Source organism: Parasphingorhabdus pacifica (genome assembly GCF_054779195.1).
The window spans coordinates 174,974-186,651 of record NZ_BAAGYS010000003.1 but is presented as its reverse complement, the minus strand read 5'-3'; the positions used below and the strand labels follow the sequence as shown (position 1 = coordinate 186,651).

General features: G+C 68.0%; 11 protein-coding genes. 5 read left to right on the top strand and 6 right to left on the bottom strand.

All coding sequences use genetic code 11. The annotated features are described in order from the left end of the window. Window positions 1–79: 79 nt before the first annotated feature. Together ACYVAN_RS03630 and ACYVAN_RS03625 are read left to right on the top strand one after the other, a co-directional pair. Window positions 80–343, top strand: coding sequence for an SHOCT domain-containing protein (locus ACYVAN_RS03630; RefSeq protein ID WP_460955604.1), 264 nt, complete (start codon window positions 80–82; stop codon window positions 341–343). Between the two features lie 435 nt (window positions 344–778). Continuing rightward, window positions 779–1,816: an Rv0361 family membrane protein gene (locus ACYVAN_RS03625; protein WP_460955602.1), complete on the top strand. Its 1,038-nt coding sequence runs from the start codon at window positions 779–781 to the stop codon at window positions 1,814–1,816. 193 nt (window positions 1,817–2,009) lie between these two features. Here the strand turns inward: ACYVAN_RS03625 and ACYVAN_RS03620 are convergent, their stop codons facing one another. The 4 genes from ACYVAN_RS03620 to ACYVAN_RS03605 form a co-directional block, all read right to left on the bottom strand. Beyond that, window positions 2,010–2,549 carry an acyl-CoA thioesterase gene (locus ACYVAN_RS03620; protein WP_460955600.1) on the bottom strand — a complete coding sequence of 180 codons (540 nt, stop codon included), beginning with the start codon at window positions 2,547–2,549 and terminating at the stop codon, window positions 2,010–2,012. 594 nt (window positions 2,550–3,143) lie between these two features. Next, window positions 3,144–3,305 (bottom strand): hypothetical protein, encoded by a 162-nt coding sequence (locus ACYVAN_RS03615; protein ID WP_460955598.1) that lies wholly within the window; start codon window positions 3,303–3,305, stop codon window positions 3,144–3,146. A 110-nt stretch (window positions 3,306–3,415) separates the two neighbouring features. After that, window positions 3,416–4,033, bottom strand: a complete 618-nt coding sequence (locus ACYVAN_RS03610; RefSeq protein ID WP_460955596.1) for an FMN reductase — start codon at window positions 4,031–4,033, stop codon at window positions 3,416–3,418. A gap of 52 nt (window positions 4,034–4,085) precedes the next feature. Beyond that, the gene (locus ACYVAN_RS03605; RefSeq protein WP_460955594.1) at window positions 4,086–5,234 is read right to left on the bottom strand and encodes an LLM class flavin-dependent oxidoreductase; all 1,149 of its coding nucleotides are present in this window, start codon (window positions 5,232–5,234) and stop codon (window positions 4,086–4,088) included. Window positions 5,235–5,607: 373 nt separating this feature from the next. On the opposite strand from ACYVAN_RS03605, the gene ACYVAN_RS03600 reads away from it, so the two are divergent. From ACYVAN_RS03600 to ACYVAN_RS03590, 3 genes are read left to right on the top strand one after another with little or no spacing between them, the layout of a single operon-like run. Next, on the top strand, window positions 5,608–7,215 hold the full coding sequence (locus ACYVAN_RS03600; RefSeq protein WP_460955592.1) for an amidohydrolase: 1,608 nt from the start codon (window positions 5,608–5,610) through the stop codon (window positions 7,213–7,215). A 55-nt stretch (window positions 7,216–7,270) separates the two neighbouring features. Then, entirely contained in the window at window positions 7,271–7,540 is a 270-nt protein-coding gene (locus ACYVAN_RS03595; protein WP_460955590.1) for a hypothetical protein, read from the top strand. Further along, a complete protein-coding gene (locus tag ACYVAN_RS03590; protein WP_460955588.1) occupies window positions 7,537–9,012 on the top strand; it encodes a sodium:solute symporter family protein in 1,476 nt (491 codons plus the stop codon). Before ACYVAN_RS03595 ends, ACYVAN_RS03590 begins: the two co-directional genes overlap by 4 nt. A gap of 43 nt (window positions 9,013–9,055) precedes the next feature. Here ACYVAN_RS03590 and ACYVAN_RS03585 read toward each other — a convergent pair whose 3' ends face one another. Together ACYVAN_RS03585 and ACYVAN_RS03580 are read right to left on the bottom strand one after the other, a co-directional pair. Next, window positions 9,056–10,444: a M20 family metallopeptidase gene (locus tag ACYVAN_RS03585; protein WP_460955586.1), complete on the bottom strand. Its 1,389-nt coding sequence runs from the start codon at window positions 10,442–10,444 to the stop codon at window positions 9,056–9,058. Window positions 10,445–10,782: 338 nt separating this feature from the next. Further along, window positions 10,783–11,595: a mechanosensitive ion channel gene (locus tag ACYVAN_RS03580; protein ID WP_460955584.1), complete on the bottom strand. Its 813-nt coding sequence runs from the start codon at window positions 11,593–11,595 to the stop codon at window positions 10,783–10,785. Window positions 11,596–11,678 lie beyond the last annotated feature (83 nt).

Genomic DNA, 11,678 nt, shown 5'->3' with positions numbered 1-11,678 from the left:
GACACGAGGGTCGATCCGGAGCACGCTGGTCGTCATCAGTTCCCGTTGAGCACGGGGCGAATTCGAAGGAGGGATCGCGATGGTGACGGCGTTGACCACGAACGCATTGGCCGAATACGGCGGATGGGGACCGCACGCGGGCGGACCGCCGTTCCTCTTCGGTGCGCTGATGCTGCTGCTGTTGGTCGCATTGGTCGGTTTGGTGACCTGGCTGGCCGTTCGCGGTGGGCGCGGACGTGCGCAGACCGGGACCGATCGGGCGCGGGACCTGCTCGCCGACCGGTACGCCCGTGGCGAGATCAGCACCGACGAGTACCACGAGCGGCTCAACCACTTGAGCTGATCGGCATTCGCCCGCTGCCGTGCTCTGCTCGGTGGCGGGCGGTGTTGGTGCAGGTGGCACCCCTGAATACGCCTGTTGCGGAAGTTCCAGGGGGGTGCCGGGACGTGGGTCGCGGTTCCACCCGGAACGGTGGTCCGGTTCGTCGCTTTTTCGGTCAGGGATGGCGAAACGCCGAACGATTGGTCGACACCAGCGGCGGGCGAGGGGACAGTGGGTGGTGGAAAGCACGAGATAGGGTCCGGGACGCGGGACCCGTGAAGAAGAAATACCTGCCCTCCTGGACCACGGGACTCGGCCGGTGCGCCGGTCTCGTCGTGGCAACAGGTCGTGAAGCCCTCGCCGGCGTCGCCCAGCGGCTACCGGGTGCGCTGCTCGCGGTCAAGTCGCACTTCACGTGCCAGGACGGGCGGACTACCCCTGGCGAAGGGCAGTTACATGACGACACCACCGCAACGACCCGATCACGGCGACGCCGAGGAGGAGCCGGCAGAGGCCGGTACGTCCGGAACCGGTAACCAGTCCGCACAGGACTCGGAGTCGACGATCGCGAATTCCGATTCCGGGGGCGAATCGGAGGAGTCCGGCAAGGACGCGGGAAACGTCGAACAGGGGTCGGCGAGCGGCTCCGACTCGGACGGCTCCGACTCGGACGGCTCCGACTCGGACGGCTCCGACTCCTCGGGTGAATCGGGTGAACCGAAGGCGGACTCCGGGGAGACGGAGAAGGCCGAGAAATCCGCCGTGGAACAGAACGGCGATGCCGACGACGAGGCCGAGACCGAGAAGGTCGCCGCGTCCGAGAAGGACGGCGAGACCGAAACAGCCGACGACAACTCCGACGAGTCCGCACTCGGGAAGGATGCCGCAGCCGGGACAGTGGGCGCTGCGAGCGAGGCCTCGGATTCGGAGGAGCCCGCGGCTTCGGAGCAGCACGGCGGAAGCGCGCAGGAGTCCGCCGCGGAAACCTCCGGGACTGCGGAAACCCCTGAGGACCCGGAAGCCGTCCAGGGAGACTCCGAGCAGGCTGAAGGCAAGGGCCGGAAGTCCAAGCGCAAGGTGGCGCTGATCGCCGGAATCGCTGCTGCGCTCGTCGTGGTGCTCGGCGGTGCCGGACTCGCGTACGCGTACGTCCAGGCGAACTCGGCCGAGGCGGCGGCCGAGAAGTACGTCGAGATCGCCGACCGCGAGGTCCAGGATCCGCGCAGCGTGTCGGCCGATGACTACCGGCAGGTCGTGTGCTCGAAGGCGATGCCGCAGATCGAGCAGGTGCAGAAGCAGAAGGAGAAGTTCCTCCAGGTCGCCAAGCCGAGCGACCTGGAGCAGATCAAGCAGTCCAAGACCGTCCTCAAGGGTGTTCAGCAGGACGGGGAAACGGGGACCGCGAAGCTCGAAACGAGCATGCCAGGTCAGCCACCGCAGACCACGGAATTGAAGCTCATCCAGGAGGACGGTTCCTGGAAGCTCTGCGCGTGATCGGCTGATCGCGCCGCCGGCGCTCCGGGTGGCGTCCTCGTCCGACGGATCGAGGCCGCCACCCGGACTTCGCCCACGGAGCCGCTCCGCCCACGAAGCACCGGGTCCACGAAGCACCGGGTCCACAGAACGCCGGGTCCCCAACCAGGTGGGGTAGAGGAGCCTGTCGGCTGCGTGGACCGACGGCTGGGAGTCAGCTCGCGACGTTCATCTCGTTCGAGCGAGTGTGCTCATAGGCCGACTTCGCCCAGTCGGTGACCCAGTTCGGCAGTTCGGGGCGGTCCGGTGTGTCGGGCAGCAGGCCGACCACTTCCTCCGGCGTGGGACGCTCCCCGTTGTTGGCGAGAAACCGAAGCTGGATGACCGCGTTGGTCGCGAGTCGTCCGCCGCTGAAGACCCGGTGTTCGAAGTAGAGGTGCCGATCGTCCCAACCGATGACCCGGGAATCGAGTTCGAACCGGCGGAACGGTTTCAGTTCGCGGCGGAACGAGCCGGTCTCCGCCGTCACCACGGCAAACCAGCCACGCTTCCGCATTCGCTTGTACAGCCCGGAGCGCAGCATCAGGTCGATCCGGCCGAGGTCGAAGATCGAGAAGTACACGCCGTTGTTCATGTGCCCGAGCGGGTCCAGGTCGCGCAGGCGAACCCGGAGCGGTACCCGACTGGGGCTGAGAAGGGGAGCCTCTCCGCGCGTCCGGGTGCGAATGAGCACCACGATCAAGCGAAACAGCATGTTCATTCCCGCAGTCCCCTCTCCAGTAAGTTACTGACCAGTAGCATAGTTGGGTGGCGGAACGCCCTGCAACGCGGACCGGAGTGGGGCCGGACACAGCACCCGCACGGCCGGTGGACGCCGTACCTCCGTCGCCGGGTGGATGCCACCGCGGGCGCGGGAGTGCCGAGCCGAGAGGACGCCGCGCGGGCGTGACCGGCGGGCCGTTGTCCACCGCGCAGCGAACCCGCCGGGGATCCGCACGCCTTTACGACCGAGGCTGCGACCACTGCCCTGGGCGATCTCGAACTGGTCGGGATTCCGAAGACCACATTGATCGTTTCCGGAACCGGTGAACGGGCGCACGTCTTACTCTGGCTCGTCGACCGGGAAACGGGGGCGTCGTAAACCTGCAGGAAGCGCCCGTGGGTACCCGGTCAACCTCCGCCGTGCCGCAGCGGAGCTGGACATCACCGCCGAAGTGCGGGTCCGGTCCGGCCCCGATGACGCGTATCGCCCAGCGAGCCGGTATTTCGGCCCGCTCGGCGGATCGCCGCCGCCCGTCCGGGACGGGCGGCGGCCCAACCGGCAGGTCGTCACTCCCGTGAGAGGAGGTCAGTCGTCTTCCTGCTTGGCGTGATCGGCCACGCCGGGATTGGGATCCCTCGACAGGTCGATCAGCGGGTCCACCTCGGCGCCGTCCGGCGCCGCGTGGTTGGGCACGCCGGGAGTCGGATCCCGGGACGGGTCGACGGACTGGTCCGGGTCGGTGCTCACGCCGTCCTCCTCGAATCGGTTTGTTCCGGCCGTACAGTGTCGCATCAGCTGGTGAGTGACTCCGCCGAACCACGCGGTTCGGTGTGTGGCGCTCGTTACTCGGTGAGCGCTCAGGCGCCTCCGAGCAGCTGGTCGAAGCTGGGGACGTTGTCGAACGGATCGGCCGGCCCGCTGCTCTCGCGTTCGGCGACCATCTCGGCCAGCTCGCGGCCTGCGCGCTGGATGCGCTTCGGCAGCGGGTTGGTCCGGTCACCGTCACCGGCCCAGTCGTCGGTGGCGGCGAAGACCGAGGTGGTCACGACATCGGCGTGCAGGTAGGTGAACAGCGGGCGCATGGCGTACTCCAAGGCCAGGGAGTGGCGTGGCGTGCCGCCGGTGGCACCGAGCAGCACGGGCATTCCGGCCAACGACTCGCTGTCGAGCACGTCGACGAACGACTTGAACAGGCCCGAGTAGCTCGTGTTGAACAGCGGACTGGCCACGATCAGGCCGTTCGCGGCCGATACCTTTTCGAGTACCGCCCGCAGCTGATCGCTGGGGAAGCCGGTGAGGGTGTGGTTGAGGACGTCGTGTGCGATGTCGCGCAGCTCGACGGTTTCGACCGTGGCGGTCACCGAGTGCGATTCGAGCTCGGTGGTGGTTGCCTCGGCCAGCCGGTCGGTCAGCAACCGGGTGGAGGAGGGCTGTCCCAGGCCTGCTGATACGGCCATGATCGTGCGCTCGTGCATGCCGGTGTCACTTCCTTTCCTCGACTGGCGGGCTGTGCGGGGCGGGTCGTGCTCATTCGCTCCCGGCAACGGCCTGCTGGTCAGCGCTACGGCTCTGGGTTTCGGCGACGCGCTGCGCGTGGCTGGGCGAGTCGGCGGGCACGTGCGCGGGCCGCTTGGCTTCCATCTCCTTGCGCAGTGCGGGAACGACCTCCTCGCCGAGCAGGTCGATCTGTTCGAGAACCGACTTCAGCGGCAGACCCGCGTGGTCGACGAGGAACAGCTGGCGCTGGTAGTCGCCGACGTCCTCACGCATGCTCGCGTAGCGTTCGATGACCTGCTGCGGGCTGCCCACGGTCAGCGGGGTCGCCGCGGTGAACTCCTCCATCGTGGGCCCGTGGCCGTAAACCGGGGCCTTGTCGAAGTAGGGACGGAACTCGTTCCAGGCGTCCTGCGAGTTCTTGCGCATGAACACCTGGCCACCGAGGCCGACGATGGCCTGGTCGGCGCGGCCGTGCTGGTAGTGCTCGTAGCGCTGGCGGTAGTAGTTGACCATCTGCTTGGTGTGCGACATCGGCCAGAAGATGTTGTTGTGGAAGAACCCGTCGCCGTAGTACGCGGCCTGCTCGGCGATCTCGGGGCTCCGGATCGAGCCGTGCCACACGAACGGCGGGACCCCGTCGAGCGGGCGCGGGGTGGCGGTGAATCCCTGCAGCGGGGTGCGGAACTTGCCCTCCCAGTCGACGACCTCCTCGTCCCACAGTCGCCGGAGCAGCGCGTAGTTCTCGATCGCGAGGTTGATGCCCTGGCGGATGTCCTGGCCGAACCACGGGTAGACCGGACCGGTGTTCCCCCGGCCCATCATCAGGTCCATCCTGCCGTCGGAGATCACCTGCAGCATCGCGTAGTCCTCGGCGATCTTCACCGGGTCGTTGGTGGTGATCAGGGTCGTCGAGGTGGAGAGGGTGATGTTCTCGGTCGTTCCGGCGAGGTAGCCGAGCAGCGTGGTGGGGGAGGACGCGACGAACGGTGGGTTGTGGTGCTCACCCGTGGCGAAGACGTCGAGTCCCGCCTGGTCGGCGTGCTGCGCGATCTTGAGCATCGAGCGCACGCGTTCGGTGTCGCCGGGGGTCCTGCCCGTGGTCGGGTCGGTCGTGACATCGCTGACCGAGAAGATCCCGAACTCCATGACAAGCCTCCTGGGTGTGGCGTCTTCGCTCACGTCGAAATGGTCGTCCAGCCGGTCGCGGGGAGCGCCGACACTGCCAGCTTAGCAAAAGTCTTTCGCAGAAACTATTTTCCTGCGAGCTAATAAACTCGTGCTGGGGAGCCCCTCGGCGGAAGGCGTTCCCCGGCTACCTGATAGATCGACCATTGCCACCAGCGAGCCCGCTTCCTAGTGTTGCGACTCACAGCGGTGCAAGTCCGGTGCGCGAACCATCACCGCCGAGCCCCGCCCGCTGCACACCGAGTCACGACACGGAGAAGCCGATGGGTGAAGTCCGACGCTCCCGCAGCACCGGAGCCGCACGCCCCCGAACACGCGCGCACGCCCGGCTGTTCCCGACCGTCGCCCGTCGCGCCCGATGATGGCCGTGCGGCGCTACCCGATCGACATCTACACGGCGAGCAGGGTGCTCGTCGGCCCGGACGCTCCCCGCGCGTTCGCGGTCGCGGACGGAACGGTGCTGGCCACCGGCGACATCACCGAACTGCGGGAGGCGTTCCCCGGCGCGGAGATCACCGACTTCGGCCGCTCGACCATCACACCGGGCTTCATCGACGCCCACATGCACCTGGGCATGGCCGCCGAAGACCTCCTCCACCTCGACCTGTCCGCCGAGACCGCTCCCCGGAAGCAGGATCTGCTCAGCTCCCTCCGCGCCGAAGCCGGACGAGTGCGCTCGGGTGCGACCGAGCAGTGGGTGCGCGGATCGCGCTACGACGACGCCAAAACAGGCATGATCACCCGCGGTGACCTGGATGACGTCACCACCGAGCTGCCCGTCTTCGTCCACCACGTCTCCGCCCACTGGGGAGTCCTCAACACCCGCGCACTCGAACTACTCGGCATCACCGACCCCGCCACCGCACCCGAAGGCGGCAGCTACGGGGTCGACGAACACGGCAGGCTCAACGGTGCGCTCTACGAACGCGCACTGATGAACGTCATGGGCACTGCCACCGGGACCGGCCCGGTCACCATTCCCGAGAGCTCGCGGGCCGACCGGCTGGAAGGCGTTCGACGCGCGAACCGGATGTTCCACGCGGCCGGACTGACCACGATCTGCGACGCGCTCGCCTCCCCGGACGACATCGAGCTCTACCAGGAGGCGCGCACCGGCGGCCAGCTCAGCCTGCGCACCAACCTGCTGCTGTCCATCAACCACTACGACGCCATGCGCGCACTCGGCGTGCGGTCCGGGTTCGGCGACGACCGGCTGCGCGTCATCGGCGTCAAGATGTTCGCGGACGGAGCGGTGGGCGGCAGAACCTGCCTGCTCAGCGAACCGTTCACCGGCACCGCTTTCCGAGGCGTGCAGACCACGCCGACCGCGACGCTGCACGAGCAGGTGGATCGGGTGCACGCCGCGGGCGACCGCGCCTGCGTCCACGCCAACGGAGACACCGCGATTCGGATCGTGCTGGAAGCCATCGCGCGTGCTCAGCGGCGGCATCCACGGCCCGCGCCCGGCCACCGGATCGAGCACTGCTCGGTCGTCGACGACGACATCCTCCGCGATCTCGCCGCGTGCGAGGTCGTTCCGGTTCCTTTCGGTGGCTACCCGGCCTACCACGGTGGTGCGCTCAACCGCTGGTACGGCCCCGACCGCGCGGACCGGATGTTCGCCCACCGCGGCTTCCGCGACGCGGGACTGCCCGTGGTCGGGTCCTCCGACTACCCCTGCGGCCCGTTCGAACCACTCGTCGGCATCCAGAGCATGGTCACCCGCGCCGGGATGGACGACGGCGAGGTGGTCGGCCCGGCCCAGCGGATTCCGGTGGAGGAAGCACTGCTCGCGTTCACCAGCGGAGCCGCCACCGCCTGCGGTGCGGGCGACCGGCTCGGACGCCTCGAACCCGGCTACCGCGCCGACTTCGCCGTGCTCGAACGCGACATCACCGCGATCCCGGCGCGGGAGATCGCAGCGACCGGGGTGCGGGCGACGTTCGTTTCCGGCGAGCAGGTTCACGGCAGCTGACCACGAGGCACCAGAATCGGAGCGGGCAAGCACCGATTCGAGCCGAAAGCGGGCCATGAAGAGTTTCCACCTGTTGCTGGCGCTCCCGGTCATAGCACTGATCGGAACGCCCTTCTTTCCGTTCGTCAACACCGCTGACCCGTGGTTCGGCCTCCCCGCCGTGGTCGTGTGGGTGAGCGCGTGGTGCGTGATCACCAGTCTGATTCTGGCCTGGATGCTGCGTGCCGAAGAGCGCGCGGGCCGGCTGTCGCACGACCCGGACGCCGTGTCCGAAGCCGAGGGCGAATGGCGGGTCCCGGGCGCGAAGGGTGGTCCGGAAGCATGATCAGCACCGCGATCATCGGCCTGGTCCTCATCGGCGCGGTCGGTATGCTCGGCAGACGCAGCGGTGGGTTCGACCTCGCCGCGTGGACCGTGGGCGGGCGGAAACTGGGCAGCGCCGCGACGTTCTTCCTGCAAGCGGGCGAAATCTTCACAACCTTCACGTTCCTCGGCATGTCCGGGCTCGTCCTCGGCAGCGGCGTCGCCGCGATGTACATGCCGTCGTACTTGGTGCTCGGCTACGTCGGCATGTTCCTGGTCGGACCGCTGGTCTGGAAGCTGGGCAAGAAGTACGGCTACCGGACCAACTCGGACTATCTGCATCACCGGTTCGCCAGCCCCGCGCTGGGCAAGCTCACCGCCCTGCTGGCCGTGGTGTTCTTCATGCCGGTGGTCCAGGTTCAGCTGGTGGGGCTCGGCACCATCGTGTCCTTCATGACCGGGGACGACTCGTCCGGCGTGTTGAGCATCATCGTCGCGATGGCTCTCGTGCTGGTCTTCGTGGTGTGGGCCGGACTGCACGGTGTGGCCGCGACGTCGTACCTCAAGGACGTCCTGATGGTGGTGGCCCTGGTGATCATCGCCTTCGGGGTACTGCTGGCCCACCAACCGGACGGTGGTCTGCACGCCGCTGTCGCCTCCGGGGCCGGGGAACTGCTGACCATTCACCCCGGCGGCGACTACGGATATGTCTGGTACACCACGAGCATCCTGGTCAGTGCGCTCGGTTTCGGTTGCATGACGCTGCCCGCGAGCTGGCCCGCGGTCCTCTCCGGCAAGTCGTCCCGGGCCGTGGCGTCGAACCACGTCTTCCTTCCGCTGTACACCGTGGCCGTGGCCATCCCGGTCATGTTGGGCTTTTACGCGGTCGTGTACCTGGATCTCGGCGCGGACGAGCGGAATTCGGCGATCCTCGCCATGGCGCGGGAGACCTTGCCGCCGTGGCTGCTGGCGGTCGTGGTCATCGCGGGCGCGGCATGCGCGATGGTCCCCGCTGCGGGCGGACTCATCGTGGTGTCCACACTGGTCTCCAGCAATCTCGTGCCCGAACGGATGTCCGCCGCCGCGCGCCTGCGCACCAGCCGCATCACGGCGGGTGCGGTTTCGGTGTTGGTATTGGCGATGACGTTGGGCCGTCCGGACCTCATGGCAAACCTGTACCTGCTCACCTACAGCGGCATGATCCAGCTCGCGCCCGGCAACCTTATCGCGCTGCGCAGCAGAGTCGGTGTCCGAGCGAGCGCCGTGCTCGCCGGTGTGGTGGCCGGGGAGCTGGTCGTCATCGGGTTCGCCGCGTTCGGGATCAGCTTCTACGGCATCAGTGCGGGACTGATCGGACTCGGGGCCAACCTGGCCGTGCTGTTGGCGGTGCACGTGGTGCGGGGATCGCCGGACGCGGCAACCGACCGGACCGATCCGCCCCCGCCCGACGTGGCCCTGGAAGACAACGTTCGGCCGCTGTCCGGGGGCGGCTGAACGGTGGTGGTCCGACGTTGCTGCCGGCCCCTCGGACCGTGGGTCATCGGTGGCCGCCGAGGTGGCCGAGGATGCCCGCGAGCAGCGCGATCTGGTGCGGGAGCGCACTTGCCACCACGTGTTCGTCCCGGGAGTGCGGGCCGGAGCCCACGGCACCCAGCCCGTCGAGCACCGGGTGACCGAGCGCGGACAGGAAGTTGGCGTCGCTTGCCCCGCCGACCGCGGTCGTCCCCAGCTCCGAACCCAGCTCGCGCGCGACTTCGCGGGCACCGTCGAGCAACCGCTCCGATGCCAAGTTCGGGTTCATCGGCGGCCGGTTCCACGCCCCGCCGAGCGTGACCTTCACCCGGTCATCGGTGGGGGACAGCGCGGCCAGCTCATCCGAGATCCGCGACATCTCGGCGGGGTCCTGGACGCGCACGTCGATTTCGCACGAGGCGTGGCCGGCCACCACGTTGCTACCGGTTCCACCGGTGATGGTGCCTACGTTGACGGTCGTGCCGCGCTCCGGGGCGGCCAGCGCGGTGATCGCGGGAACGAGTTCGGCGAGCGCGTGGATGGCGCTTGCGCCCGCGTCCGGGTCGAGTCCGGCGTGCGACTCGATGCCCTGGACGGCGACCTCGAACAGCCCCATGCCCTTGCGGCGGGTCTTGACCATGCCGTCCTTGCTGGGTTCGAGCACCAGCGTCGCGTCGACCTGCTCTGCCGTTCGCTCGATGTGCGGGCGCGAGGCCGGACTGCCGATCTCTTCGTCGCCGGTCAGCAACAACCGCACCGACGGGCGCGGGACACCCAGCTCGCGCAGAGAGCGCAACGCCCACGCGGCCTGAACGATGCCGAACTTCATGTCGAGGCAGCCAGGGCCGGTCACCCGGTCACCGTCGACGGCGAACGGCCACTCCGCCAGCGTGCCGATCGGCCACACCGTGTCGTAGTGGCACAACAGCAGGACCGTGCCATCGGTGCCACCCGGATACGTCAGGTCGAGTACGTCCCCGTAGCTGCCGCCGTCGTGGCGGGCACGAGCGACCGGCTCGCCGAGTCGCTCGACGAACCACGAGTCCAGCCGGTCGAGACCTTCCTGCAACGCGGGTCGGTCGAGGCTGAACGTCTCGACCTCGACCAAGCGTCGGAGGTCGGCGAGCACTGAGGGAAGCTCGCGCTCGACCATCGGGACGAGGTCGGGTGGCACTGGTGCGCTCATGGCTCTCCCTGCGTTTGCGGTTCGGAACTGCTCCCGCCGATGCGGCGGCTGGCTGCCGGGCTGGGTCCGCGGCATCACCGCACCGGCCATGATCGTGGACAGCCAGAACGAGTGTGGCAGCTTGTTGCCGATACGTTCGACGCCCTGCAGGCCGATACGTTCGACGCCCTGCAGGAAGCGCAGCAGCGCCCCCATCGACCGCGTCGGCGGGCTCGGTGTCGTGGTCACCTGCGCTCCTCGGAGCTCGTGACGGGAGCGGAAGCCGAGTCCATCCCGTGCGAAGCGGACCGTGTGCTCGTGCCGAGTGCTGCGAACGCATTCGCCGGGATCTCCGCGAGCGTGTCAAGGCGAAGTCGACGCCGACGGTCGGAATCAACGGGCCGTTGCGAGGAACTGGTGCGTTCGGTGCATAACGGGCGCACAGCGGAAAGTCCACTATGGAATGCAATGTAGGTGTCATCCATGCGTGGTCCGGCCGGACATTGCGAGGCCCGCGCCGTCGCCGGTTTCGGCGGCCGCGCGGGCCTCGTGGTGCGCCGGTGAAAGCGGCGCCGGTGGGGTGGCGGTCAGGTGGTGGTGCGGTGGCCGGGTTCGCTGCGTTCTCCAGCCGGAGTGGTGCTCCACCCCTGATCCTCGGAGACGCCACCCTGTGTCCCGCTCGTGGTCCGGGGCGCACCGGCGGTTCCGGTGTCGGTGGGCTGCTCCTCCTTGGCCTTGCGGTAGCCGGAGGAGAGCATGTCGGCCGCGATATCGCGGCCGCCCAAGCCGAATGCCAGCGCGAGCCCGAGTGCGATCGCACCCATCAGAGCCGTGTAGGTGATCTGAACAATGGCTGGGGCGATGCCGAGTTGGGTGAGGATCATGAAGACACCGATCGCCATCACGAGGGTGGGGCCCACGGTGGAGACGATCTTGCCGCTGGCAGTGTCACCCAACGTGCTGGTGGCCAGGCTGCTGACCGCTCCGGCGACCAGACCGGCGATGACGAAGATGGCCAGCGCCGCGATCACGTTCGGCAGGTAGCCGAGCACCTGGTTCATGAACCCGCTCAGCGCTGGGATGCCCAGTGCGCCGATGGCCGAGACCAGCGAGAAGAGGAACACGACCCAGAAGACGATCCGGCCGGTGAGCCGGGAAGGCGAGTTCTTCGATCCCATCCGGTCGACGTAACCACCGACCTGAGTCTCTTTCATTTTCGAGTCGACGCCGGTCTTGTGCATGCCCTTCTGGATGAGCTTCTGCAGCACCTTGGCCACGACGTAGCCGATGAGCAGAATGATCAGGGCGCCGATCAGCGTCGGGAGGAATCCGAGAATGGCTTGTAAGCCACTCATCAAGCCCTGCCCGATACCTCCACCCTGTGCCTGGACGAGAGACATGGTGGCTCTCCTTTCGCTCGGCTCCATCTGGGGATTCCCGATCGGGCAACGAGTGAAACAACCTGGCGCGTGTGGCGCGAGTT

Coding starts and splice junctions, on each gene's coding strand:
- ACYVAN_RS03630 (WP_460955604.1), top strand. CDS start 80: ATGGTGACGGCGTTGACCACGAACGCATTGGCCGAATACGGCGGATGG.
- ACYVAN_RS03625 (WP_460955602.1), top strand. CDS start 779: ATGACGACACCACCGCAACGACCCGATCACGGCGACGCCGAGGAGGAG.
- ACYVAN_RS03620 (WP_460955600.1), bottom strand. CDS start 2,549: ATGCTGTTTCGCTTGATCGTGGTGCTCATTCGCACCCGGACGCGCGGA.
- ACYVAN_RS03610 (WP_460955596.1), bottom strand. CDS start 4,033: ATGCACGAGCGCACGATCATGGCCGTATCAGCAGGCCTGGGACAGCCC.
- ACYVAN_RS03595 (WP_460955590.1), top strand. CDS start 7,271: ATGAAGAGTTTCCACCTGTTGCTGGCGCTCCCGGTCATAGCACTGATC.
- ACYVAN_RS03590 (WP_460955588.1), top strand. CDS start 7,537: ATGATCAGCACCGCGATCATCGGCCTGGTCCTCATCGGCGCGGTCGGT.
- ACYVAN_RS03580 (WP_460955584.1), bottom strand. CDS start 11,595: ATGTCTCTCGTCCAGGCACAGGGTGGAGGTATCGGGCAGGGCTTGATG.